Here is a 24,800-nt window from a genome sequence, read left to right on the forward strand (position 1 = left end):
TCACAGAGTGAAACAGCAGGCGGCCTGACAACGATGTCGGAACAAGATGCGCGGCGCGCTCGCGCCTGCGAGCCGGGCGTCGCGCTTTCTCTCTCCCTTGGACTGAGGCATTCCGATCGTGATGGACTTCGACTTCGACGCGTGGCTCGCATCCACCAGCAACCGCCGCCAGTGGCTGCGTCAGACCCTCGTCACCGGTGGTGCCGCCTTCGGCCTGGCGGCTTGCGGCTCGAGCGGGTCGGATGGGGCCGCGGCGGCGGGCGGTCCGGCGGGCGTCGACGGGAGCGGCACGAGCGGCACCAGTGGTACCGCCGGCGGCACGGCGGCCAGCGGCGCCACACCCGGCGCCCGCGTCTTCAAGCACCCGGGCCTGCTGCACACCGAAGCCGACTTCACCCGCATGCGCGCGCAGCTCGCGGCCGGACGCGAGCCCTGGGTCTCCGGGCTGCGGGCGTTGACCTCGAGCGGCCGTGCGCAGCTCGGCCGCGATCCGCAGCCGGTGGTGACGGCCATCCGCGGCGGCGACGGCGAGAACTTCCGCGCGATGGTCGAGGACGTGCAGCGCGCCTATCAGCTGGCGCTGCGCTGGAAGGTGACCAACGACGTCACCTACGCCGACCAGGCGGTGCGCTACGTCAATGCCTGGGTGACGACGATGACGACGCTCACCGGCAATGGCGACCGCTTCCTCGCCGCGGGCATCTACGGCTACCAATGGGCCAACGCGGCCGAGATCCTGCGCACCCACGCCGGCTGGAGCGCCGCCGACCAGGCCGCGTGCAAGCAGTGGCTGCTGACGCATTTCTATCCGCTGCAGAGCAGCTTCCTGAAGGACCACAACAGCACCAACATCACCAACCAGTGGGCCAACTGGGACCTGGTGAGCCTGGCGGGGATGCTGGCCATCGGCGTCTTCGCCGACCGGGCCGATGTCTACCAGGAGGCGCTGGACTACTTCAACCGCGGCCGCGGCAACGGCGCGTCGCAGCACATGGTCTACGCGCGCCATCCCGGCCACATGGGCCAATGGCAGGAGAGCGGCCGCGACCAGGGCCATTCGACGCTGAGCCTGGGCATGGCCGGCTACCTGTGCGAGATGGCCTGGAACCAGGGCGACGATCTCTACGGCATGGACGACAACCGGCTGCTCGCCGGCGCCGAGTACGTCGCCAAGTCCAACCTGAAGGATGCGGCGGGCGCGTTCTACACGCTGCCGTTCTACGTCTACAGCAACCGGCAGGGCACCTTCACGGCCGTGTCCGATGGCGGGCGCCCGAACGGACGTCCGTGCTGGGAGCCGATCTACAACCATTACGTGAAGCGCAAGGGCCTGGCGGCGCCGTGGGTGAGCGCGCTGGCGGCGCAACTGCGGCCGGAGGGCAACACCTGGCTCGGGGACGACCTGAGCTTCGGCACGCTGACCTTCTCGCGCGACGCGGACGTGTCGCGCGTGGCGCCGGCCGGGCTCCAGGCGATCGTGCGCGGCGGCGCGGCGCAGCTGTCCTGGTGGGGCAGCGCGGATGCCGCGGCGCATGCGGTCATGCGCGCGCCGGCGGGCTCGAGCGCCTACACCGAGCTAGGCCGCATCCAGGCCGGTGAGCTCAACACCTGGACCGACACCGCGGTCAGCCAGGGCCGGTGGCAGTACCAGATCCGCGCGCTCGACGGCGCGGGCGCGACGCTGGCGACCTCGGCCACGTCCACGGTGGACCTGGGCGCGCCCGTGCTGCTGAGCCTGCCGCTGGACGACGGACAGGGCACGACGGCGCGCGATGTCGGCGGCCGCGGCCTCGCGGGCACGCTCAATGGCGGCGCCTCCTGGGGCGATGGCCGCAAGGCCGGCACCAAGGCGCTCGCGCTCGACGGCGCGAGCGGCTATCTCTCGCTGCCGGAAGGCGTGCTGGCCGGCGTCGGCGACGTCACGATCTCGGGCTGGGTCTGGTGGAACGGCGTGGGCAAGGGCAGCGCGCGCGTCTTCGACTTCGGCTCGAGCGACATCACCTATCTGACGCTGCTGGTGAGCCCGGACACGATGCGGGTGAGCGTGACCAACACCACCTACTTCGGCGAGCAGACGGTGTCGACCGGACCGCTGGCCAAGGGCCGCTGGGTGCATCTGGCGATGACGCTCAAGGACAGGACCTGCACGCTCTACGTCGACGGCGCGGCGGCGGCCTCGATCGCGACGATGGACCTGGCGCCGTATCAACTGGGCCGCACCGGGCAGAACTGGCTGGGGCGAGCGCAGTACGGGCAGGACCCGTACTTCAATGGCCGGCTGCAGGATTTCCGCATCCATGGGGGCGCGCTGTCCGCGGCGCAGATCCAGGCGCTGGCTCAGGCCTGAGTGCCATCCAGGGCGGCGCGCAAGCGCCGCGCGACCTCGTCCGCCTGATCGGGCCGGACGTTGGTGAAGGCCATCAACAGCCCCTGGCTCGGGTCCATCGCGACCCCGTGCGCGGAGAGCGCCGCGGGCGCCAGTCCGTTGGCGCGGGCCCGCCGCACAAGTTCGGCATCGGCCTCGCGACCCGGGAAGCGCGCGAGCAACGTGAGCCCGCCTTCGGGCGCGGCCAGCTCGATGCCTGATCCAAAGGCGCGCCGCAGCGCTTCGGTGAGCGCGATGCTGCGCTCCGCGTAACGCAGCCGCATGCGTCTCAGATGCCGGGCGTAATGGCCTTCGGTCATGAAGGCGGCCAGCGTGGCCTGCTCCAGCGGCGCATGCCCGCGGGTCGACAGCTCGCACGCGGCGATGGCGGCCTCGACCTGCGCGGCGGGCACGACCAGGCAACCCAGCCGGAGACCGGGGAACAGCGTCTTGCTGAAGCTCCCCGCATGGAACACGCGGTCGCCCCGATCGATGCCCTTCAGCGCCGGCGGCTTGCGGCCGGCGTAGTGGAATTCGCTGTCGTAGTCGTCCTCGAGCACCCAGCCGCCAGTGGCGTCCGCCCAATCGAGCAGCGCCTGCCGGCGGGGCGCCGACAGCGTCACGCCCATCGGACTCTGATGCCCTGGCGTCACGACGGCCAGCCGCGCTGACGGGTGACGGCGCGTGGCATGGCCGACGTCCATGCCGGCCGCGTCCACCGGGATTGGAGCCAGGCGCAGGCCCGCCGCTTCCAGCGCCCGGCGCGCGAAGCGATAGCCGGGATCCTCGAACCACACCTCGCTGCCAGGTCGCAGGCCGATGAGGCCGATCACGAGCTGAAGCGCCGCCTGATAGCCGGCCGTGACGAAGATCTGATCCGCGCCGCACGCGATGCCGCGCGACACCTGCAGGTAGGCCGCGATGGCGGCGCGCAACCCGGGCAGTCCGCGTGGATCGGGATAGCAGAAGCGGGCTTCGTCGAGCTGCCGCGCCGCCTTGGCCGCGAGACCCGACCACAGCTTGCGCGGAAAGAGATCGACGGCCGGCACGCCACCCCGCAGCGGCCAGAGGTAGTCGTCGGGAGGCGTGAACGCGGGCAGCGCCGAGGCGGTGGGCGGCGTCGATCCCGGAGCCGCGCGCTCCGCCCCGAAGCCCGGCGCCACGATCGTGCCCGCCGCGCCGCGCCCGACGATGCAACCTTCGCCGGCCAGCCGCCCATAGGCGGCGTCCACGGTGCCGCGCGACACGTTGAGCTGCGCCGCGAGGCTTCTGGTCGAAGGCAAGCGCTCGCCGGGCGCCAGACGGCCTTCGGCGATCGCCTCACGCAGGCGCAGATAGACCTGCTCCTGGAGCGGCTGGTCCGATGCGGACACCAGTGGAGGCATCGCGGGTGGGGTCGGCGGGATCATGGCTCAGTCGGATCGCGAGGAAATGGCCCTGTGTCGGCGGGCCATTCTCCAGGAGAGTGCGGGTCATGCGACATGTCCCGACCTTCCTGCCCGCCTTGACGGCGATGGCCTATCCGTTCTGGCTGCAGGCCTTCCATGCGGCATTCAGCCGAGCGGTCCCGTGGCCGCTTGCCGCGCTGCTCCTGCTTGGTGCCTTCGCGATGCCGCTGGCATCCGCGGCGCTGTGGCTCCGCGCGGCGGGAAGGGCGCCTGAATCGGTGCTTGAGCACCGTGCGCGCACGCTGGCCTTGCTCGCCGCCGCGGCGCCTCCGATGTTCGTGTTCATCGCCTTCCTGCTCGGCGTGCTGGGCCGCCCGGTGCCGGAGACCGTGGCCTGGGTGATCGCGTGGCTGCTGGCCGGTGTCTGGACGATCACGGGCTCACGGACGGCAGCGCCGCCCGCCATGTCCGTCCCCGCCGCCGCGGCGCGGGTCGCGCATGGCGTGCTCGCGGCGCTGATCCTCGTGTTCATCGGCTTCCACCTGTCGAATCACCTGGCCGGGTGGCTCGGGCCGGACATGCACCGGGCCGTCATGCAATGGGGCCGCCAGCTCTATCGGCTGCCCGCCGTGGAGGCCTTGCTGGTGCTTGCGCTGTTGTCGCAGCTGGCGCTGGGAGCCTGGCTGGCGCGCCGCTGGAGCCGGCGCGCCATCGACGGCTTTCGCGCCGTGCAGGTGGCGACCGGCGTGTACATCGGCGTCTTCGCGCTGACGCACATGAACTCGGCGCTGGTGTCGGCCCGCTGGCTGCATGGCACCGAGACCGATTGGCGCTGGGCGTCCGGCGCGCCCGAGGGCTTGTTGCCCGACGCCTGGAACATCCGCCTCGTGCCGCATTACGCGCTGGGCGTGTTCTGCGTGCTGGCGCACCTGGCCTGTGGCCTGCGCGCGGTGCTGCTGGCGCATGGCGCGCGGGAGCGGCTCGTCGATCGCGCCTGGGCTGGGGGCCTGCTCGCGTCGGCGACGGGCGCGGCGCTGATCCTCGCCGGCCTGTGTGGCGCGCGGATCGCCGCCGCCTGAGATGGCGGACCACCTCGGGCGGCGGCTCCGGACTCAGCGCGCCGCGTCCAGACTAGCCGGCGTGAACTCCGGATAGCCGGCGGGCCGGCCGTTGTTGAGGTTGCCCAGGAAGTTGCTGTCCTTGACCGGCACGTTGCCCGAGCCGTAGTCGTAGCTGTTGAACAGCCCGCGCAGCGTCGCGTTGCTGACGCCGTCGCCGGTCATCGTGGTCCAGCTGATGATCGCCGGCGTCACCCACTGGCCATACGGGTTCTCGGCGGCCAGCTCGCCGGTGCCGGCGAAGCGCATCGCGTGCGTCAGCGCGCCGTCCTTGTGATAGACGAAGCGCACATGCCCGTTCTGCACGGCCAGCGTGTTCACCTCCGCGTTGGACAGCTTGCCGTGCGCGCTGTAGCCCGCATGCGTGACCACGCCGTTCACGGTCCAGATGGCCGCGTGCTCCCAGTCGTGGCGATGGCCGCCGCCAAACGGCGTCACCTGGTCCTTCAGGAAGTACAGCGCGTAGAAGTGGCCGCAGTACACGTTGCCGCCGCTGCTCACGCAGGCATGGCGGTGCAGCGTGTTCGAGTAGTCCAGGAAGTCCGAGCGGCGGCAGCCGGCGGTGATGCCGCCGGAGGTCTTGAGGCCGCCGTTCTGCTGGCCGCCGCGGCTGATGCCGGCGCTCGGCAGGCAGCCGTCGGTGTCGAAGTCGAACAGCGGGTAGTTGGCCGCGATCGGCACGTTGGCCGGCCAGGCGGCCGACAGCGCGGGGAAGTCGTCGGCGTGCGCGGCCGTGGCGGCCAGCGCGGCCAGCAGCGTCAGAGACGCGAGTCGGAAGCGATGCATGCAGCGGGTCCTCGTCAGTTGATGCGGATCTGGAGACCGGTGGCGGTGTAGTTCGCCGTGACCGTGTAGCCGTCGGCGACGACCTTGTCGAACACGCCCTTCAGCGACGCGGCCTGGATCAGGGTGACGGTGTCGCCGCTGCGCGGCGTGAAGCCGGGCTGGAACTTCAGCGTCAGCGTGCCGCCGGCGATGACCACGTTGCCTTGCGCCGCGAGGCTGCCCGCGCCCGAGGCGCCGACATGCAGCTCCAGCGTGCCGCCGGCCAGCTGCGTGTAGTTGGTGACGGCCACCGGCGTGGCGGCCTGCGTCATCAGCGTGCCGGTGTCGACATACACGTCGCCCGCGCCGAGCGCCTTGGCGCTGTCGGCGCGCAGCACGCCGGCCGAGACCTGCGTGCCGCCGCTGAAGCTGTTGCCGCCGGCCAGCACCAGCGTGCCGCTGCCGAGCTTGGTCAGCTTGCCCGCGCCGCGGATGTCGTTGCGCCAGGTGTCCAGCGCCTGGAAGCCGCCCTGGGCCGCGTCCATCGTGACGCTGACGTCGCCATCGAAGGCGCCGTAGCCGTCCGCCGCGGCGAAGAGGTTCAGGCGGCCCCAGCCTTCGGCGTCGTCCATCACCGGCGAGCCGGAGGGCAGGGCGGTCGTCTTCAGCACCACGCGGCGCTGGTCGGCGCTCAGGTAGGGCAGGCGGGTCTCGAGCAGCACTTCCGCGCCCTTGGGCACGACGGCGGCCTTGGTGGTCGCGCCGATGGGCGCCAGGCCGAAGGTCATCAGGCGCTGCACCGTCGCCTTGTTGGTGGCGTAGTCCGCGTAGGCATCCTGCGAGGCCGGCAGCGAGTGCGCGTAGGCCTGCAGCGCCGCGCCGTCCTTCGCGCCGACGGCCGCCATCAGCGCGGTGTGGGCCTGGGCGTAGGCGGCCTGGCGGCCGGACTTGTTGGGATCGGTGGCCAGGTTGGCCGCCGCCGCGGCGACGCCCTGGATGCGGCCGCCGACCACGTCCAGCGGCGAATGCATGCCCGCGAGGATGCGGTTCTCGCCCAGCACGAGCGCGCGGGTCACCATCTCCTGATAGCGCTCGGGCACGAGGTAGGCCATCGCCAGCGCCTTGCGGACGCCTTCCGCGGTGTGGCCGCTGATGAAGCCGCCGTCGGTCGTGGGCGTGCCGCTCTTGGCGGGCTCCAGGGCCGGCACCACCTTGACGCTGGCGCTCCAGCGCCAGGGCCGCGCGTACTTGTAGAAGCGCTTGGCTGGCTCGGTCGAGGCGTTGTTGCCGATGTTGCCCACCAGGTCGATCGCCGCGCCGAAGCCATGGCTGTTGGCGGCGCCGGCGTTGCCGATGTCGTTGCCCTTGTCGTTGTAGAGCACCGTGGTCGCGTCCGGGGCGATGTCGGTGATGGTGGTCGTCTGCTCGCTGAGCGTGCGCCAGGCCGCCGTCAGCGGCCCCATGCCGTCGCCGATGCTGTAGCCCTTGTTGCGGCGGTCGTCGAGGTAGGCGGCGACTTCCTGCGCCGGCGTGCGGCGCGCGGTCGCGTCCACGACGTACTGCACGTTGGCGGCATGCACGGCGGCGTTGAGCACCTTGCCGTCGGTCGCGTCGCCGGGGATGCCGGACCACGCGGACGTCGCCACGGCCGCGAAGCCGTCGCGCGCCGGCGCGGTCACGCCGGCATCGACCAGCAGCGTGCTCGGTTGCCAGATGTCGAGGAAGCCCGCGACCACGCGCACGCCGGCGTTGGTCTGCAGCGTCGCGTAGCGGGCATCGCCGCGCTGGTTGCTCGCGATGTTGTCGATGAAGGGCGGAACCTGGGTCTCGTCCTGCACCGTGGCGGTGTCGACCGTGCCCAGGCCCTTGGGCGCGGCGGGAACGACCAGCGGCGCGTCCTGGTTGTCGTCATCGGAGGAGCAGGCGCCCAGCAGCAGCGCGGGCACGAGGACGGGGAGGAGGGCGAGCCACAGCGCGTTGCGCTTGGGTTGGAAATTGGTGCTGGACATGCGAGGAAGAAAGGGGAGGCTGAGAACGGGTGCGCACTCTAGGCAGCCTGCATGTCCTGGCGATGACAACGCAGTCATATGGCGTTACCCAATCTCACCAGGGCTTGCGAGGGAAGTCCGGACACTCGCGCTGCTTGACGCTTTCAACCGTGTTCATCGAGGTTCGACGAGGTTCAACGAAGGGAGATCACCATGACTTCACCACATGCGGCCCATCGCCGCGCGCTTGTGCCGCTGCTCGCGGGCGGCCTGTTGTCGGCGGGCTTGCCGCTCATCGCCACGGCCCAGGGCAACTACCAGCAGACCCACACCGGGCAGGGCACCTTCTATGGGTATGGCGGGGGCGGCAACTGCTCGCTGCCCAAGCCCACCGAGCTGCTGACCGTGGCGATGAACACGGCCGACTACAACACCGCGCAGGCCTGCGGCGCCTGCATCGAAGTCACCAACCTCAACACCCAGCAGTCGGTGACGGCCCGCGTCGACGACCGCTGCCCGGAGTGCGCGCCCGGCGACGTGGACCTGTCGCAGGAGGCCTTCGCGAAGATCTCGCCGATCGAGGCGGGCCGCATCCCGATCAGCTGGCGCTATGTGTCGTGCCCGGCCCGCTCGGCCAAGCTCTTCTTCAAGGAAGGGTCCAGCCAGTGGTGGACCGGCGTGCAGGTGCGCGACCAGAGCAGCCCGGTGGCGACGCTCGAGTACCGGCCCAGCAGCGGCGGTGCATTCATGACGCTGGGCCGCGAGATGTACAACTACTTCATCGCGCCGAGCGGCATGGGACCGGGGCCTTATGACATCCGGATCACCGATGTCTTCGGTCAGCAATTGCTGGCGTCAGGTGTTGCGCTGGCGGTGACGACGGAGATCGACCTCGGCCAGCAGTTCCCCGCGGTGCTGCCCAAGCCTGGATCGGGCAGTGGCGGCGGTGGAGGCGGCAACTCGCCGACGCCGCCGACGCCGCCGGCGACTCCGCCGCAGCCCGCCACCGTCACCGTGAGCGTGGCCAACGACTGGGGCCAGGGCTACTGCAGCAATGTCACCGTGACCAACCCGAATGCGACGCCGCTGAACTGGACGGTGTCGTTCCCGGTGACCGGCTCGGTCTACACGGCCTGGAACGCCACGGTCACGCAGAGCGGCGCGACGGCCAGCGCCCTGGGCGTGTCCTGGAACCAGACGCTGCAGGCCGGCGCGAACACCAGCTTCGGGTTCTGCGCGAACCGCTGAGCACGGACGCGGAGCCTCGGGCCGCGCGCCCGGCGGCCCCGTCCGTCACAGCTTGAAGGCGCCCACCACCTCGGTCAGCCGGCGGGCCTGCTGACTCAGGCTGTCCGCGGCGGCGGCGGACTCCTCCACCAGCGCGGCGTTCTGCTGGGTCACCTGGTCCAGCACCTGCACCGCCTTGCTGACCTCGCCGATGCCCAGGCTCTGCTGGTCGGTGGCGGTGCCGATCTCGGCGATCAGCTGCGCCACCTGCTGGATCTGCCGCACGATCTCGTCCATCGTGCTGCCGGCGCCCTCGACCAGGCGCGAGCCCGCCTCGACGCGGCTGACGTTCTCGCCGATCAGCGCGCGGATCTCCTTGGCCGCGGTGCCCGCGCGCTGCGCCAGCGTGCGGACCTCGCCGGCCACCACCGCGAAGCCGCGGCCCTGTTCCCCCGCGCGCGCCGCCTCCACGGCCGCGTTCAGCGCCAGGATGTTGGTCTGGAACGCGATGCCGTCGATGACGCCGGTGATGTCGGCGATCTTGCTGGAACTCGCGCTGATGTCGCGCATCGTCGAGACGATCTCGGCCACGGCATTGCCGCCGCGCGTCGCGGTCGCGCTGGCCGTCGTGGCCAGCGACGAGGCGTCGCGCGCGGAATCGGCGCTGCGCAGCGCGGTCGCCGCGACCTGCTCCATCGCGGACGCCGTCTGCTCGAGACTGGAGGCCTGTTCCTCGGTCCGCTGCGACAGATCCATGCTGCCGGTGGCGATCTGATGGGAGCCCGTGGCGATCGAGTCGCTGGTCAGGCGCACCTGGCCGACGATGCGCACCAGGTTCTCGTTCATCGCGCTCAACGCGGTCAGCAACTGCCCGGTCTCGTCGCGGGCGCGGGTGTCGATCCGCGAGGTGAGGTCGCCCGCCGCCACCGTCTGGGCGACGTGGACCGCCGCGGCGATCGGGCGCGTAATCGAGCGCGTCAGCAGCAGCGCGATGCCGACCGCGAGCAGCACGGCGATCACCGACAGCATGATCATCAGCGTCTTGGCGCCATGCGCCAGCGCGGCGGCTTGCGCGCCGAACTCCTCCATGCCGTCGGCCTGCGACACCCCGAACTCCTCGACCGCGGCGAGGTAGACGGTCTGCGCCGGCAGGATCTCCGACACCAGGTAGATCCGGCCCTCGTCGATCTTGCCGGCCTTGGCCATCTCGAGCAGGCGGCCCTCCTTCTCGCGGAAGCGCGAGCGGCTCTCGATCAGCTTGTTCAGGGCCGCCTTGCCGCGCTCGCTGTGGACGGTCGCGGACAACTGGTCGATCGCCTTGGCGACCACGGGGAGCGAGGCCTCGAGCTTGCCGAGCTCGCCGTCGACGACCGCGCGGTCGGAGGCGATCAGCGCGGTGCGGATCGCGCGGAGCTGCTTGTTGACTTCGTTCTCGATGGACTGGGCCAGTTTCACCTTGACGAAGCGGTCATGGAGGATGACCTCGGTGTTGGTCTCGACCGCCGCGATCTTGCTGACGCCGATCACCGCCAGCAGCGTGAGCAGCGCGATCACCGCGGCGAATCCCAGGGCCAGACGCATGCCGATCTTCAGGTTGGCGAATGTGGTCAAGATGGTCTCCGATGGAAGGGGACGTGCCCGCGCACGTGGATCTCCGCGACATTGAACCGCAGCCTCGTAGCGCATGCCCCATGGAAAGTCCTATCCGATGAGGCATTGGCGCCACGATCGCCATGGCGTGAGTTTCCACCTGCCGGCCACTTGCCGGCTATGGGAATATTGCCGCTTGTCCCGCATTGGAAGGAGCGGCGCGGCGAGATGCGTGTCATGTGCTGGCCCTGGATCGAGCGCGTGCTGTCCGCGCGCCTGTGGCGGTTGTCGTTGCGGCTGACGCTGCGGCTGCTGGCCGCCGCCGCCCTGTGGGGATGCGCGGCGCTGGCCGCCGCGCAGACGCCGGCGCTGCGCTTCCTGCAGAACAAGGATGGCCTGACCAACATGGCCGTCACCGCGCTGGCCCACGATCGCGATCACCGGCTGTGGATAGGCACCGAGAACGGCCTGTACCGTTACGCCGGCGAGCGCGTGGAGCCCATGGACGTGGTGGCCGAGCCCTTGCAGGACACCATCGTGGCCGCGCTCGCGGCCGATGCCCGCGGCCGGCTGTGGATCGGGATGCGGCAGCAGCTGTTCGTGCTCGACCCAGGCGAGACCCACGCCACGCGCGTCGGCGAGTCGGTGCCGGTGGACACCGGCGCGACGCTGGCGACGGCGCCCGATGGCGTGTGGGTGCTCAGCCAGCGCCGGCTGCTGCGCGTGACGCAGCAGCCCGGCGCCCCGGCCCAGGTGCGCGTGGCGCTGGACGAGCATCGCGCCGGTCCGCTGCGCTCGCTGCTGGCGGTCGGCGACAACGAACTCTGGCTGGGCTGCGGGCGGACGCTGTGCCATTGGAACGGCCGTGAACTGGAACGCCTCGGGCCCGCGCAGGGCGTGCCGCCGGGATGCTGGGGCAGCGCGCTGCTGGCGAGCGACGGCGCGCTCTGGGCACGCAGCGGCAATCGGATCCTGCGCCGGCTGGCCGGCGCCGGGCGCTTCGTCGACGCCACGCCGCCGGGCTCGCCCCCGGTGGTCGACAACGTCGTCGGCGACTGCCGCACGCCCCCGATCGCCGAGGACCGGGAAGGCCGCGTGCTGGTGTTCTCCAACGAGGGCCTGCGCCGCTGGTCCGGCGGCCAATGGCAGCTGATGCGCTCGGCCTCGTGGGCCGGCGCCGACGCGATGTCGATGAACATCGATCGCGACGGCGACCTGTGGCTCGGCACGACGGGCTGGGGCGTCGCCCAGTGGCGCGGCTATCGCCACTGGCGCAACTGGACGACCGAGCTGGGCAGCGCCTGGGGCGACACCTGGGGCTTCGCCGGCGGCGACCCGGGCAGCCTGTGGATGGCCAGCAACCGCGGCGCGCTGCTCTTCGACGCGCGGGCCGGCCGCCTGCTGCCCGCGCCGCGGGACGAGCAGGCCGTGTCGAGCTTCGCGCGCGACGGGGCGGGGCGGCTGTGGTCCGGCACCTTCGAGGGCACGCTCCGGCGTCTGGACGGTCCGCGCGGCTGGCGGGCGGTCGCGCGCGGCCTGCCGGAGATCCGCGCGCTGCTGCTGGACACCCCGGGCGCGCTGATGATCGGGACGCAGGGCGGCGTGTACTCGATCGATCCGCAGGCGCCGGATGCGCAGCCGATACGCTGGGACGGGCTGGCGGACGAGCGGCGTTCGGGCAATGGCGTCTACCGCCTTTGCCGGAGCGCCGGCCAGCTCTGGGTCTCGGCGCACGAGGGCGTGTTCTGGACGGCGCCGGGCAGGCGGCTGGTGCCGGCGGACGTCGATGACCTCCCGAAGGGACGGGCCACCAGCCTGGCCTGCGGGACGGACGAGGTCTGGGTGGTGATGGAGCCGGGACAGCTGTGGCACATCGCGCGGTCCGGTGGCGGCCGCTGGACCGCCCGGCGCCTGACGCCCGACGTGCTGACGCGCCGCGGCATCGTGTCGCTGATGCAGGACAGCCGGGGCTGGCTCTGGGTCGGCACGGACAGCGGCCTGGTGCTGCGCACGCCGGCGGGTTGGCGCCGCTTCGACGAGTCCGCGGGCCTGGTGTGGCCCGACGCGAACCTGAGCGCCTTGCACGAGGACGTGGCCGGTGCCATCTGGGTCGGCACCAGCCGCGGCGTGAGCCAGATCGTCCATCCGGAGGCGCTGGTGGTGCCGGCGACGCTGGAGGTGGTGGTCGACACGGTGCGGACCGGCGCGCGGTCCTGGCCGGCGCAGGCCACGAAGATCACCGCCGCTTCGCGCGATCCGGTGCTGGTGGACTGGCATGTGCTGAGCCCGCTCAACCGCGATTCGCTGCGCACGAGCTACCGGCTGCTCGGCAGCGACGATGGCGAGGACCTGCCCTGGACGGAGGCCGGCCGCGGCGGCATCCGTTTCGACGGCCTCGCGCCCGGGGCGCACCGGCTGCAGATCATGGCCGCCAATCCCGACCTCGACACGCAATCGCCGATCGTCGCGCTGGAGATCGAGGTCCAGCCCCCTTGGTGGCGCTCCACGGCGGCGATCGCGGCGGCCTGCGCCGCGCTGGCGCTGCTGTCCTATGGCAGCTACCGGTGGCGCGTGAGGGCGCTGCTGCGCAACGAGCGCACCTTGCAGCGGCTGGTGGGCGAGCGCACGCGGGAGCTGGAGACCTCGCGCGAACAGCTGCGCGAGCAGGCGCTGCGCGATCCGCTGACCGGCGTGTGGAACCGGCGCGCGCTGATGGAGATCCTGGCCCGCGAGGTCTCGCGCGCCGCGCGCGAGCGGGAACCGTTGACGGTCGCGCTGGCCGACATCGACCACTTCAAGCGCGTGAACGACACCCACGGCCATCCGGCCGGCGATGCGGTGCTGAAGGAGTTCGCGCGGCGCCTGGACGCCTCGGTGCGGCCCTACGACGCCGTGGGCCGCTATGGCGGCGAGGAGTTCCTGCTGGTGCTGCCCGGCCTGGACTTGCGCATCGCGGGGGACCGCGCGCGGCTGGAGGCGCTGCATGTCGGCGTCACCGCGCCGCCGATGGCGGTGGTGGGACAGGTGACCTGCTCGATCGGCGCGTCGGCCTTTGACCGCGACGCGCTCGCGGACGCGGAGGCGCTGATCGCGGCCGCGGATGCCGCGCTGTATCAGGCCAAGGCGGCGGGGCGGAACCGGGTGATGCTGGCGCCGCCGGCCGGCGAGGCGGTGGCCGGTGCCACGCCGCGCGACCCGTCCTAGCTGCCGCCCGGTTTCAGGCCGGCCGCGGGCGGTTCATCGGCCCATTGCAGGTGCACCACGCGGTAGCCGTGAGTCTTGATCGTGCGCAGCAGCAGCGGCAAGGCCGCCGCGGTGCGGTCCTGCGCATCGTGCAGCAGCACGATGCCGCCGCCCGAGTCGGCCAGGCGCTGCGCCAGCTTGTCGGCCATCTGCCGCGCGGTCTGGGGCTCCCAGTCCTCCACGCCCAGATCCACGGACATCAGCGTGGTGCGCGATGCCGCGAGCGCAGCGCGCAGGACCGGCGTCTCCTCGAGGAACGGAAAGCGATAGGCGGCCGCGGTGCCGCCCAGGACCTCGCGATAGGCGGCCTCGAGCGCGCGCAGGTCGGCGAGCTGCTGCGTCTCGGTCAAGGCCGCGAAGTGCTCATGACGCCAGCCGTGAACGCCGACGCTGTGGCCCTGCGCCTTCACCTCGCGGGCCAGCGCCGCGTGCGCGCGCATCGGCTCGCCGACCATGAAGAAGGTGGCGCGCACGCATTCGGCCTGCAGCGCCTTGAGCACCAGCGGCGTGGATTCCGGGTGAGGCCCGTCATCGAAGGTGATCACCACCTCGCCCGGCGCCAGCGGCAGCGGCGCATGCTGCGCGCGGCCATAGGCCGCCGCTTCGCGCGGGAGCGTCAACACGCGCGCGGTGCCCAGCGCGTCCTCGCCGCAGGCGGCGGCCGCGCCCAAGGCGCTGCCCATCAGCAGGCCCGCCGCGGTCATGCGCAACAGCCTCAGGTTAGCTCCAGCTTTCATCCTGTCTCCTTCATGTCGTTTCTTGCATGCATGGACGCGCGGCCGGCCCGCCTAGCGCGGCGCCCTCAGCCGCGCCACCTCGTCCAGCGGCGTGGCGCCGAAGTAGCGCTTGAACTCGCGGCTGAACTGGGACGGGCTCTCGTAGCCCACGCGGGTGGCCGCGACCCCGGCCTTCACGCCTTCGTTGAGCATGATCAGCCGCGCCTTGTGCAGCTTGTAGCTCTTCACGTACTGCAACGGCGAGGTGTTCGTGACCGCCTTGAAATTGTGATGGAAGGCCGACACGCTCATGTTCACCAGCCTGGCGAGCTGCTCGACGTTCAGTGGCTTGGCGTAGTTCGACTCGATGTGCTGCAGCGCCTTCGTCACCTGCGCGAAGTGCGTGTGGCGATGGGCCAGCGCCTGCAGCGCCGCGCCGCTGTCGCCGCACAGCACGTGGTAGATGATCTCCTTGATGATCAGCCGGCCCAGCACCTTGGCGTCGCGCGGATGGTTCATCGCGTCGACCAGCCGCTCGAGCGCGCACAGCACCTCCTCGGTGAAGCGCGCGCTGTTGACGCCGGGGCAGTCCAGCGTGGCCGGGCGGTCGAAGTCCTCGTCCTCGAGGTCGATCAGCAGCTCCTGCAGCATCGCGGTGTCGATGTCGATCGACACGCCGACGAAGGGCTCCTTGCGGCTCGCGATCGTCTGGCACTCGAAGGGGAGCGGGACGGTCAGCAGCAGGTAGTTGTCGGCGTCGTAGCGGAAGCTCCGGTCGCCGACATGCCCCACCTTCGCGCCCTGCGCGACGATGACGATGGAGGGCTCGTAGAGCACCGGCGTGCGGGGGTGCGGCGTCTCGGTGTAGAGGACGCGCACGCCCGCCACCGGCGAGGGCGTCGAGAAGGATCCCGTCGAGAAGCGGGTCGCGGCCTCGATGATCCGCCGGCGGATGCTGTCGTTGAGGGTGGTCGCCATGGGGCCTCGAAGGACATCGGGCGCGAGCGGCCCTGGGACCGCCCGCGCCGCGGGAGGAGGGGGAGGGGCCGGATCAGCGGGCCGCTTCGAGGATGCGCTGGCTGTCCTCGGGCCGGATGTCCTGGTGCTCGCCCAGCGCCGTGCCGCCGTGCTCCTTCAGCTTGGCGATGATCGCCGGGATGGTGCTGCCATCCAGCCCGTAGGCCGACAGGCGCGTGCCGACGCCGAGCTGCTCGAAGAACGCGCGCGTCGCCGCGATCGCGCCGTCGATGCGCTGGTCCTCGCTGCCGTCGCGCAGGCCCCAGACGCGGTCCGCGTACTGCAGCAGCTTGGCGCGCTTCTGTTCCTTCTTGTAGGCCAGCAGCGAAGGCAGCACGATCGCCAGCGTCTGCGCGTGGTCGAGCCCATGCATCGCGGTCAGCTCGTGACCGATCATGTGCGTGGCCCAGTCCTGCGGCACGCCCGCGCCGATCAGGCCGTTGAGCGCCTGCGTCGCGCTCCACATCACGTTGGCGCGGACGTCGTAGTTCTCGGGCTCGGCCAGCGCGCGCGGGCCTTCCTCGATCAGCGTCAGCAGGATGCCCTCGGAGAAGCGGTCCTGGATGCGGCCTTCGGCCGGGTAGGTCAGGTACTGCTCGACGGTGTGGACGAACGCGTCCACCACGCCGTTGGCCACCTGGCGGGCGGGCAGGGAGTAGGTGGTCACCGGGTCGAGGACCGCGAACACCGGGTAGGTGAAGGGCGAGAAGAACGCCAGCTTGTCGCCGGTGGCCTGGCGGCTGATGACGGCGCCGTTGTTGGACTCCGAGCCGGTGGCCGGCAGCGTCAGCACGACGCCCATCTTCACGGCGCCGGCGACCTTCGCGCCGTGGGTCGGCAGGATCTCCCACGGGTCCTGCGAGGCCTCGTAGCGCGCCGCGGCGGCGATGAACTTGGTGCCGTCGGCGACCGAGCCGCCGCCCACGGCGAGCAGGAAGTCGATCTTCTCCGCCTTGACGACCTCGACGGCCTTCATCAGCGTCTCGTAGGTCGGGTTGGGCTCGATGCCGGAGAACTCCAGCACGGCGCGGCCGGCCAGCGCGGCGCGGACCTGGTCGAGCACGCCGTTCTTCTTGATGCTGCCGCCGCCGTAGGTGATGAGGATGCGGGCGTCGGCGGGGATCTCCTGGCCGAGCTGGGCGATCTGGCCCTTCCCGAACAGGATCTTGGTGGGGGTGTTGAGGCTGAAGTTGTTCATGGCTGTCGGCTCCGTGACGGTGATCGGGGAAGATTCGATGCGATGGGGCGGATTGTTCGCGGTCGCCCAGGTCCGGGCAAGGCATGAAGCTGCTTTCGTCTTGCCCATTCCTGCTCTGGAGGGGATGAATGGGCAAGAGCGTCCCGCCCCTGCCGCGGACCCATGACCCTCGTCACACGCGGGCGAGTGCGCATTGCCGGCCGGCGCCGGTTGAGGGACAGTCGCGCCGTTTCCGGACTTCACAGGACTCGTCTTGACCACCGTCCCCTTGACCGCGGCAGCCGGCGCCACGAGCGACGCGCCCGCCCGCCATGACCGATCCTTCCTGGGCCATCCCGCCGGCCTGGGCTGGCTGGCCTTCTGCGAGCTGTGGGAGCGCTTCTCCTACTACGGCATGCAGGCGCTGCTGGTGCTGTACCTCAGCAACTACCTGTTCATGCCCGAGACCATCGGCGTGGTGGCCGGCATGGACACGCTGCGGGCGATGATCGAAAGCGTCACCGGCGCGCGCTCGACGCAGCAGCTGGCCTCGGTGGTGTTCGGGCTCTACACCGGTTTCGTCTATCTCACGCCCATCTTCGGCGGCCTGCTGGCCGACCGCGTGCTGGGCCGCACCCGGACCGTCGTCGTCGGTGCGCTGCTGATGGCGCTGGGCCATTTCCTGATGGCGATCGAAGCGGCGCTGCTGCCGGCGCTGGGCTGCCTGCTGCTGGGGGTGGGCTGCTTCAAGGGCAACATCGCGGCGCAGGTGGGCGACCTCTACGGGCCGGAGGACAAGCGGCGCGCGAGCGCGTTCCAGATCTTCATGCTGGCGGTGCAGATCGCCGTGATCGCCGCGCCCATCGTCTGCGGGACGCTGGGCGAGCGCGTGGGGTGGCATTGGGGATTCGGCGCGGCCGGCGTGGGCATGCTGATCGGGCTGTCCGTGTACCTGGCCGGGCGCCGCTTCCTGCCGCCTGAACCGGCGCGCAAGGCGGCGGCGCGCGCGCCGAGTCCGCCCATCGGGCGCCGCGGCGTGATGCAGGTGATCCTGCTGGTGGCCATCCTGCCGCTGCTGATGCTGTCGATCGTGGGCAACCAGCAGTTCTACAACGCCTATCCGCTGTGGTCGCAGAAGTACATGGACATGGCCGTGGGGAGCTTCCTCGTGCCGGTGACCTGGCTGCAGTCGGTGGATGCGACGGTGAGCTTCCTGACCATGCTGGGCTCCATCGCGTTCTGGCGCTGGTGGGGCGCCCGGCGCCGCGAGCCGGACGAAATCACCAAGATCGCGCTGGGATGCTTCGTGGCGGCCGGCGCGCCGGCGCTGCTGCTGATTCCGGCGATGTCCCTGGAGGCGGGAGGCGCCAAGATCAGCATCCTGTGGACCTTCGCCTACACGCTGGTCAACGACATCGGCTTCGCCAACATCATGCCGGTGGGACTGGCGCTGTACTCGCGCGCGGCGCCGCGCGGGCTGCAGGGCGTCATGATCGGCATCTACTACCTGCATCTGTTCTTCGGCAACACGTTCGTCGGCTGGCTGGCCGGGTTGCTGGACGTGCTGCCGGGATCGCAGTTCTGGGCGCTGCACGCGGCACTGGTGGGCAGCGCGGGCGTGGCGCTGCTGATGGTGAAGCTGCTGTTCGGGCGGCTGCTGGCACCGCAGGAGTGAAGGACTGCGGCGGCCGCTGGCCCTCAGCCCGCCCTCTCCGGCAAGCGGGCGAGGGAGTAAGAGCCGGACGTCGTCGTAAACCCCCTCGCCCCCGCGGGGAGAGGGAGGGGAGAGGGGGCTCGTGCCCCAGCGCTGCTGCCCTTCGAAGCACCCCCTCTCCCCCGCCCTCTCCCCCCTCGCGGGGGGCGAGGGAGTTCTTGCGCGGGCAGCCCGGTATTGCCCCCTCGCCCGCTCGCGGGAGAGGGCGGGGTGAGGGCCAGCGGCGCCGCGAAGTGCGGGAGCCTCAGCGCGTGAACGGCGCGGGATTCGCCAGATAGGCCTTGAACAGCCGCGCGAACTGCCCGCCGTCGGTCGTGATGTTGACCGAGCCGCTGCCACCGCCGCTGAACACGATCGCGAACACGCCGCTGGCCGTGTACTCGCTCGCGTGGGTCAGCATGTACTGGACATGGTTGTCCCGGTAGTGCCCCGGCGTGCCGCCCGGCGTCGACGAGGGCACGCCCATCGGCGTCTGCCAGAACAGGATCGGCAGGTTCCCGAGCGCGCTTCGCACCGCTGCCCACTGCGCGAGGTCCTGATGGAAGTTGGGCGTCGCCACGTTGTTCACGTCCCAGTAGAACGGACCGTTGCCACGCCCCGCGCATTCGGCCGGCGGCGGGGAGACCTCGAAGCAGCCGGCGTCCCGGTCGCTGGTCTGACCCACGACGAAGTCGGCCTTGTCCGCGCCCAGCTTCCGCATGAAGGCGCCGACCGTGGCGGCATCGCGGCCCCAGAAGGACGGCGGGAAGCCGATCCTGGCCTTGGGCGCGTAGGTCCGTCCGAGCGCGAGCAGGCAGCCCGCCATGCCGACGGCGTTGTCCGGCTGGTTCGCGCATTCCGCCACCTGGCTCACGCGTGCCGGCAGCTGCGCCGGATCGCCGTTCGGCGCGCCCGCGAGCACGAAGCCCCAGTAGTCCGGCTCCAGGTTGACCAGCGTGGGCAGGCCGGTCGCGCCGATCTTCTGGTACATCAGCTTGACCTGCGCCCAGTAGCTGGCCATGAAGGACGCGTCATTGATCACAGCCAGGTTCCCTTCGCCCCGGGCCGTCATCTGGTACAGCGTGAACATCGGCACCGCGCCAGCGGCCGAGACATTGGCCGAGACATAGGTGACGTAGGCGCCGTTGGGACTGTTCCAGGTCAACCAGGAACCGTCACCGACGCCCACCAGGTAGGTGTCGATGATGTCCGGGCGGATCTGCTGCGCCGTCATCTCCGCGATCGGGTTGCCAGCGCCCAGGCCACCCAGCATCCGGTTGGGCACGCCCAGGGCCGTCGTGATCGACGGCGCGGGAGCCGGCGCGGGAGCCGGCGCAGGTGCAGGTGCAGGCGAGGGTGCAGGCGAGGGTGCAGGCGAGGGTGCAGGCGAGGGTGCAGGCGAGGGTGCAGGCGAGGGTGCAGGCGAGGGCGCAGGCGAGGGTGCAGGCGAGGGCGCAGGCGAGGGCGCAGGCGAGGGCGCAGGTGAGGGCGAAGGCGAGGGCGCAGGTGAGGGCGAAGGCGAGGGCGAAGGCGAAGGCGAGGGCGAAGGCGAGGGCGAAGGCGCCGCTCCGAGCGGTGGTGCCGTCGCCTCGGTACCTGGCGAGGTCGTCGATCCGCCCCCGCCGCAGGAGGCGAGGCCGGCCATCAGGAGGGCGAGCGCGAGCCGCTGGACCGCGGGCGTGGCGTTCGGAGTGGACGACATGGTTTCCTTTCGAATGATGTGAAGCGTCATGCACGCGAGGCGGTGATGTTTCCGTGATGCGGATGCACCGCGCTGACGAAATTTGTCAACGTTGTCATCCATCGCAGCCAAGGAATGTCAGAGAGGGGAGGAGGAACCCGGCTCGCATGTCGTGCGCGCGGAGCAATGCAATTCGCGGGCCAGCGGAAGGCCTGGCGCGAAAGGCCGTCATGCCCCCGGGCGCCGGGACGCCGGGCCATCGGATTGGGGGGGGCTGCAGGCCGCCGATGATGACTTGCAGTGGGTCGGACCCTAAGCTGCATGAAGTCGTTGGGACGACCGATCGCGCAGGAACGGTTCATGCGCGACTCGCTCACGCCTCCCGCAAGAAGGAGCTTCGAATGAACGCTCTCGCCCGCCTCACCGTCGCCCGGCGGCTGACCTTCGGCTTCGGGCTGGTCTCCGCCCTGATCCTCGCCTTCGCGGCCATGGCCTGGATCCAGCTGCAGGAAATCAATGCGGCCGTCTCGCGCGTGGTCGACGACCGCTATCCCACGATCGATGTGTCGCGCGACATCTACGACGCCGTGAACGTGCAGGCGCGCATGCTGGGCAGCGCCATCGTGGCCGCCAGCCTGGGGCGGCCGTCCGAGGTCAACGGCCAGCTGGACAAGCTGGACACCGCGGTCTCCGGCAACGAGGCGCGGTTCGACAAGCTCAGGGCCTTGATCGGCATGGACAAGGGCAACGAGCTCTTCAAGGCCATGGTGGAACTGCACGCCGACTACGCCCGAGCACGCGCGGACCAGGCGCGTCTGCTGCGGGAAGGCAAGTGGGAGGACGCCGCCAGGCTCTCCCTGGGCGAGGCGCGCGCCAAGCAGGAACTGTTCTTCGCCAAGGTCGAGGAGATGGTCGTGTTCCAGGAGGACCAGATGCGCACCGGCGGCGCCGATGCGGAGAAGCGCATCGCACACACCATCGCCTCCACGCTGGGCGTCGCCAGCGCCGTCCTGGTCCTGTCGCTGCTGATGGCCTGGGCCATCACCCGCTCCGTGCTGACGGAGCTCGGCGGCGAACCCGCGGCCGCCCGCGACGAGGCCCAGCGCATCGCCCGGGGCGACCTGACCCGCTCGATCACCGTCGCGCCGCGGGACACGGCCTCGCTGTATGCCGCGCTGGGGCTGATGCACGGCGCGCTGGTCCAGACCGTCGCGAGCGTCCGCCTGGGCAGCGAGTCGGTGGCCTCGGCCTCGGCGCAGATCGCGCAGGGCAACCTGGACCTGTCCAGCCGGACCGAGGAGCAGGCCAGCGCGCTGGAGCAGACCGCCGCGACGATGGAGCAGCTCAACGCCACGGCACGCAACAACACCGACGCCGCCAAGCAGGCCAGCCAGCTGGCCAAGGGCGCCTCCACGATCGCCATGCAGGGCGGCGAGGTCGTCGGCCGGGTGGTGACGACCATGCAGGGCATCAGCGACAGCAGCCGCAAGATCGGCAACATCATCGGCGTCATCGACGGCATCGCCTTCCAGACCAACATCCTGGCGCTGAATGCCGCGGTCGAGGCGGCCCGCGCCGGCGAGCAGGGCCGCGGCTTCGCGGTCGTGGCGTCGGAAGTGCGCAGCCTCGCGCAGCGCAGCGCCGAAGCGGCCAAGGAGATCAAGACGCTGATCGGCAACAGCGTCCAGCAGGTCGAGCAAGGGACCGGGCTGGTGGACCAGGCCGGCAAGACCATGGACGAGATCGTCGCCGCGATCCAGCGCGTCAGCGACATCGTGGCCGAGATCGCCTCGGCCAGTGTCGAGCAATGCTCCGGCATCTCGCAGGTGAGCGACGCCGTCAGCCAGATGGACCTGGTGACGCAGAAGAACGCGGCCCTCGTCGAGGAAAGCGCCGCCGCAGCCGAGAGCCTGAAGACCCAGGCGCAACAGCTGCTGCAGGCGGTGTCGCTGTTCAAGCTCGCCAATGGCGCGGGCGCCGGGCACGGACCGCGCCACTAGGACACCCGCGCCCGCGCGAGCTCGAGCGCCTCAGGCGCTCAGGGCTGCTGCTTCCAGAGCTGACCGCGGGTGCCCTGGTAGCGGCCGGTCTTCAGCGCGCCGCCCGCCTGGGCGCCGCCGCCATCCACCGCCTGATCGGGAGCGGTGCGCAGCGTGAAGCGGCCGCTCGCGGCATCGAAGCTGAAGCGCTGGTTGGCGCTGCCGGTGCACTGCGCCACCACGAGGGCGGCGCCGTCGGCGTAACCGCCGCCGTTGTCCAGGCAGTAGTGCGGGTCGAGCATGCTGCGCACGAGGCCCGTGGCGGCGTCGTAGTTCCAGGTCTGGCTGGCGCTGCCGCCGTTGCAGCTGGCCTGCAGCACGGCGTTGCCCTGCGCGGCCCGCGACTGGTTCAGGTCCATGCACAGGCCCGACCCGACGTTCACCAGGCGCGTGGCCGCGGCCTTGGCGCCGGTGTTCGAGGCCACCGGCGCGTACACCACGCCGAGCTTGTCCACCTCATCCCCGTCGCGGCCATGGAAGCCGACGATGGCCCAGCCCGACGGCGCGGTGAAGGTCGTGCAGCTGCCGCTCGTGCTGCCACCGGCCAGCGTGCGATGCGCGCTGGTGGTGATGGCGGCCGAGAAGATGCGGGTCTGTCCCTTGTACTGGTCGGCGCACAGGCTCGCCGAGGTCAGCACCTCGCCATCGGCCAGCGTGAGGGCCTGCTCGTTGCCGCCGGTGCCGCCGTGTCCGAGCGGGAAGCCATTGGACAGCACGACCTCGACGCGATCGACGCGGCTGCCGCTGCGGATCTTGAGCTGGCGCACCGCCGGGCTGGCGGGCAGCAGGTTCACTTCGTTGAAGCTGGTGCCGTGCGGGCCGCCGACGGTGTCGCTCAGGCGGCGGTTGTCGGCGGTGCTCCACTTCCACTGCGTGGAGACGGGACGGTGGTCCGACAGCTCGGTGCCGCTCGCGTCCGTGGCATCGGTGCGCACCGCGTAGCCGGACGGCGTGAGCGTGATCTGGCCATTGCCGCGGAACAGCACCTTGTCCACGATCTCGCAGTTGGCGCTGGTGAACGCCGGCTCGCACAGGAGCGGGTCGCCCACCGGCGGCACGCTGCCGCCGCGCACGCCCTGGATCCAGGCGTCGGTGAAGCCGTGGCGCAGGAACTGGCCCATGTTGTCGCCACCGCGCGTGTAGCGGGTGTTGGTGTCGCCGAACACGATCACCGCGTTGCCGGCCGACTCGGACTCGATGTACGCGAGCATCTGCTCGACGTTCTTGCGGCGCGCGGCCAGGTCCGCGGTCTCCACCTGGGCCTGCGCGTGCAGGTTGTAGATGTCGACATAGACGCCTTCGGCCAGGCGCGTGCGCGCCATCGTGAAGCCCTTGGGCGTGAGGCAGTCCACGCCGTTGCAGTCGCTCCAGCGCACGCGCGCCAGGTCGTCGAACGGGAAGCGGCTCATCGTGTTGAGGCCGCTGCCGATGCCGGCGCCGCCGCTGGTCGGGGTGCGGAAGGCGTGGTCGTCGCAGGCGTCGTACAGGTCGGCGTGGTAGTTGAAATCCTCTTCCACGTTGACGATGTCGAAGGCCTTGACGTAGCAGCTGATCTTCCGGGTCGCGGTGGAACGGTCGCCCGCCGCGCTGGAGGCGCCCTGGGGCAGGCCCGCGACGTTGTAGGCGAGGGTGCTGAAGCTGCCGCTGGCGGCGAAGGCGCCACCGCTGGCGAGCAGCGAGGCGAGGGCGAGGGGAAGCAGACGAAGGTGCATCGGGGGTCCTTGGTGGATGCTTGATGGATGCTCGGAAAGCGGTCGCATCTTCTTCACCCAAGGTGACGCCCCGGTGGCGGAAATCTCTCCAGGAAATCACGAGGCGCGGGAGACCCCGGCCCGCCGCGTGCTCAGCCGTGCTTGCCTTGACGCTTGCGCCACGCCTCGATCACCTGTGCGGCCAGCGCGTCGGCCTGGCGCTGCTGATCCGCGTCCAAGGCCGGGGGCGCCGCGCCCCACTGGCCCATCAGCTTTTCCATGTCGGCCATCGAGACGCGGCTGGCCCGTTCCATCTCCGCGCCGGCCATCAGCCCCTGGATGCGGAGCCACGCTTCCTTGTAGGCCTGCCGCTGGACTTCGTTGATGCCCAGCGTGCTCGCATTGAAGCCGAAGCTGTAGCTCGTGAGCGCCGTCAGGTCGCCGGCCTCGGCGGTCTCGCGCGCCTCGCGCTGCAGCCGTCCGCGGAGCTGGGGATCGATCGGCTGCGCGCTGGCGGCCAGCCACTGCAGGTAGGGCAGCGCCGCATCCTTGACGCCGCCGTCGTAGGCGCGCTTGAGCAGTTCGCCCCGTCGCGCGATCGTGGCCGCGTCGAAGACCTGGCAGCGGCGCTGGAAATCCTGCTGCTGCCGGATCTGTTCCTGGCTGGACATGCCGGTGACGCGCTGGAGCTGCTGGCCGGCCGCGGACGGCTGGTCGCGCTCCCGGTACATGTGTTCCACCGCCATGTCGGCGCCCTGGCAGGCCGAGAGCATCGTGGCCGCGTCCAGCATGTCCTTCGGCGTGCCGCCACCGTCCAAGGCCAGCTGCACCAGGCGCAGCGCTTCCGCCGGCGAGAGCAGCGCGGGAGGCTTCGAGGCGGCCGGCTCCGGCGCGGACGACACCGCGGGCGAGGCGCCGGAGGCCGCATGGAACGCGGGCGCGGGACTCGGCGATGGCGGCGCGTCCGTCGTCGAGGACGCCGTCGCTGCTCCGCTGGGCGCCGCATCCTCCGAACGGCTCAACAGCCAGCTCCCCGCGGCCAGCGCCACCCCGACGGCGATCACGGCCCACGCCGCGCCCGATGCTTGTTTCGATGTCATGT

At 71.0% G+C, this 24,800-nt stretch carries 16 protein-coding genes; 6 read left to right on the forward strand and 10 right to left on the reverse strand.

The features are described 5' to 3' along the window. Nucleotides 1–121: 121 nt before the first annotated feature. Complete coding sequence (locus ACEN96_RS15165) at nt 122–2,347, forward strand: LamG-like jellyroll fold domain-containing protein (protein ID WP_495583922.1); 2,226 nt, start codon at nt 122–124, stop codon at nt 2,345–2,347. Here the strand turns inward: ACEN96_RS15165 and pdxR are convergent. Then, nucleotides 2,338–3,774 carry a MocR-like pyridoxine biosynthesis transcription factor PdxR gene (pdxR, locus tag ACEN96_RS15170; RefSeq protein WP_495583923.1) on the reverse strand — a complete coding sequence of 479 codons (1,437 nt, stop codon included), beginning with the start codon at nt 3,772–3,774 and terminating at the stop codon, nt 2,338–2,340. The two genes, ACEN96_RS15165 and pdxR, sit on opposite strands and share 10 nt — an antisense overlap. Before the next feature lie 65 nt (nt 3,775–3,839). Between pdxR and ACEN96_RS15175 the strand changes: the two genes are divergently transcribed. Beyond that, complete coding sequence (locus ACEN96_RS15175) at nt 3,840–4,832, forward strand: hypothetical protein (protein ID WP_495583924.1); 993 nt, start codon at nt 3,840–3,842, stop codon at nt 4,830–4,832. A gap of 33 nt (nt 4,833–4,865) precedes the next feature. Here ACEN96_RS15175 and ACEN96_RS15180 read toward each other — a convergent pair whose 3' ends face one another. Both ACEN96_RS15180 and ACEN96_RS15185 read right to left on the reverse strand, forming a co-directional pair. Then, entirely contained in the window at nt 4,866–5,657 is a 792-nt protein-coding gene (locus tag ACEN96_RS15180) for an NPP1 family protein (RefSeq protein WP_495583925.1), read from the reverse strand. A gap of 14 nt (nt 5,658–5,671) precedes the next feature. Continuing rightward, complete coding sequence (locus tag ACEN96_RS15185; protein ID WP_495583926.1) at nt 5,672–7,645, reverse strand: phosphatase PAP2 family protein; 1,974 nt, start codon at nt 7,643–7,645, stop codon at nt 5,672–5,674. A gap of 192 nt (nt 7,646–7,837) precedes the next feature. On the opposite strand from ACEN96_RS15185, the gene ACEN96_RS15190 reads away from it, so the two are divergent. Then, nucleotides 7,838–8,872, forward strand: a complete 1,035-nt coding sequence (locus ACEN96_RS15190; RefSeq protein WP_495583927.1) for an expansin EXLX1 family cellulose-binding protein — start codon at nt 7,838–7,840, stop codon at nt 8,870–8,872. A 45-nt stretch (nt 8,873–8,917) separates the two neighbouring features. Here ACEN96_RS15190 and ACEN96_RS15195 read toward each other — a convergent pair whose 3' ends face one another. Continuing rightward, nucleotides 8,918–10,462 (reverse strand): methyl-accepting chemotaxis protein, encoded by a 1,545-nt coding sequence (locus ACEN96_RS15195; RefSeq protein ID WP_495583928.1) that lies wholly within the window; start codon nt 10,460–10,462, stop codon nt 8,918–8,920. Between the two features lie 216 nt (nt 10,463–10,678). Here ACEN96_RS15195 and ACEN96_RS15200 point away from each other — a divergent pair, with 216 nt between their 5' ends. Continuing rightward, a complete protein-coding gene (locus tag ACEN96_RS15200; RefSeq protein WP_495583929.1) occupies nt 10,679–13,645 on the forward strand; it encodes a ligand-binding sensor domain-containing diguanylate cyclase in 2,967 nt (988 codons plus the stop codon). Here ACEN96_RS15200 and ACEN96_RS15205 read toward each other — a convergent pair. From ACEN96_RS15205 to yqhD, 3 genes are all read right to left on the reverse strand, one after another. Beyond that, on the reverse strand, nt 13,642–14,421 hold the full coding sequence (locus ACEN96_RS15205) for a polysaccharide deacetylase family protein (protein WP_495583930.1): 780 nt from the start codon (nt 14,419–14,421) through the stop codon (nt 13,642–13,644). The genes ACEN96_RS15200 and ACEN96_RS15205 overlap by 4 nt on opposite strands. 51 nt (nt 14,422–14,472) lie before the next feature. Beyond that, the gene (locus tag ACEN96_RS15210; protein ID WP_495583931.1) at nt 14,473–15,378 is read right to left on the reverse strand and encodes an AraC family transcriptional regulator; all 906 of its coding nucleotides are present in this window, start codon (nt 15,376–15,378) and stop codon (nt 14,473–14,475) included. 73 nt (nt 15,379–15,451) lie between these two features. Further along, entirely contained in the window at nt 15,452–16,615 is a 1,164-nt protein-coding gene (gene yqhD / locus ACEN96_RS15215) for an alcohol dehydrogenase (RefSeq protein ID WP_495583932.1), read from the reverse strand. Between the two features lie 253 nt (nt 16,616–16,868). On the opposite strand from yqhD, the gene ACEN96_RS15220 reads away from it, so the two are divergent. Beyond that, nucleotides 16,869–18,269, forward strand: coding sequence for a peptide MFS transporter (locus ACEN96_RS15220; RefSeq protein WP_495583933.1), 1,401 nt, complete (start codon nt 16,869–16,871; stop codon nt 18,267–18,269). Between the two features lie 283 nt (nt 18,270–18,552). On the opposite strand, the gene ACEN96_RS15225 is transcribed toward ACEN96_RS15220, so the two are convergent. Further along, on the reverse strand, nt 18,553–19,572 hold the full coding sequence (locus tag ACEN96_RS15225) for a hypothetical protein (protein ID WP_495583934.1): 1,020 nt from the start codon (nt 19,570–19,572) through the stop codon (nt 18,553–18,555). Nucleotides 19,573–20,369: 797 nt separating this feature from the next. On the opposite strand from ACEN96_RS15225, the gene ACEN96_RS15230 reads away from it, so the two are divergent. Next, nucleotides 20,370–21,968, forward strand: a complete 1,599-nt coding sequence (locus ACEN96_RS15230; protein WP_495583935.1) for a methyl-accepting chemotaxis protein — start codon at nt 20,370–20,372, stop codon at nt 21,966–21,968. 38 nt (nt 21,969–22,006) lie between these two features. On the opposite strand, the gene ACEN96_RS15235 is transcribed toward ACEN96_RS15230, so the two are convergent. Then, the gene (locus ACEN96_RS15235) at nt 22,007–23,719 is read right to left on the reverse strand and encodes a jacalin-like lectin (RefSeq protein ID WP_495583936.1); all 1,713 of its coding nucleotides are present in this window, start codon (nt 23,717–23,719) and stop codon (nt 22,007–22,009) included. 131 nt (nt 23,720–23,850) lie between these two features. Then, nucleotides 23,851–24,798, reverse strand: a complete 948-nt coding sequence (locus ACEN96_RS15240) for a hypothetical protein (RefSeq protein ID WP_495583937.1) — start codon at nt 24,796–24,798, stop codon at nt 23,851–23,853. Nucleotides 24,799–24,800: the final 2 nt, after the last annotated feature.

This window comes from Roseateles sp. Mitsp63 (genome assembly GCF_059491535.1).

Excerpts from the sequence above, each read along its gene's own strand:
- ACEN96_RS15165 (WP_495583922.1), top strand. The coding sequence starts at position 122 with ATGGACTTCGACTTCGACGCGTGGCTCGCATCCACCAGCAACCGCCGC.
- pdxR (WP_495583923.1), bottom strand. The coding sequence starts at position 3,774 with ATGATCCCGCCGACCCCACCCGCGATGCCTCCACTGGTGTCCGCATCG.
- ACEN96_RS15175 (WP_495583924.1), top strand. The coding sequence starts at position 3,840 with ATGCGACATGTCCCGACCTTCCTGCCCGCCTTGACGGCGATGGCCTAT.
- ACEN96_RS15180 (WP_495583925.1), bottom strand. The coding sequence starts at position 5,657 with ATGCATCGCTTCCGACTCGCGTCTCTGACGCTGCTGGCCGCGCTGGCC.
- ACEN96_RS15185 (WP_495583926.1), bottom strand. The coding sequence starts at position 7,645 with ATGTCCAGCACCAATTTCCAACCCAAGCGCAACGCGCTGTGGCTCGCC.
- ACEN96_RS15190 (WP_495583927.1), top strand. The coding sequence starts at position 7,838 with ATGACTTCACCACATGCGGCCCATCGCCGCGCGCTTGTGCCGCTGCTC.
- ACEN96_RS15200 (WP_495583929.1), top strand. The coding sequence starts at position 10,679 with ATGTGCTGGCCCTGGATCGAGCGCGTGCTGTCCGCGCGCCTGTGGCGG.
- ACEN96_RS15205 (WP_495583930.1), bottom strand. The coding sequence starts at position 14,421 with ATGAAAGCTGGAGCTAACCTGAGGCTGTTGCGCATGACCGCGGCGGGC.
- ACEN96_RS15210 (WP_495583931.1), bottom strand. The coding sequence starts at position 15,378 with ATGGCGACCACCCTCAACGACAGCATCCGCCGGCGGATCATCGAGGCC.
- yqhD (WP_495583932.1), bottom strand. The coding sequence starts at position 16,615 with ATGAACAACTTCAGCCTCAACACCCCCACCAAGATCCTGTTCGGGAAG.
- ACEN96_RS15230 (WP_495583935.1), top strand. The coding sequence starts at position 20,370 with ATGAACGCTCTCGCCCGCCTCACCGTCGCCCGGCGGCTGACCTTCGGC.
- ACEN96_RS15235 (WP_495583936.1), bottom strand. The coding sequence starts at position 23,719 with ATGCACCTTCGTCTGCTTCCCCTCGCCCTCGCCTCGCTGCTCGCCAGC.
- ACEN96_RS15240 (WP_495583937.1), bottom strand. The coding sequence starts at position 24,798 with ATGACATCGAAACAAGCATCGGGCGCGGCGTGGGCCGTGATCGCCGTC.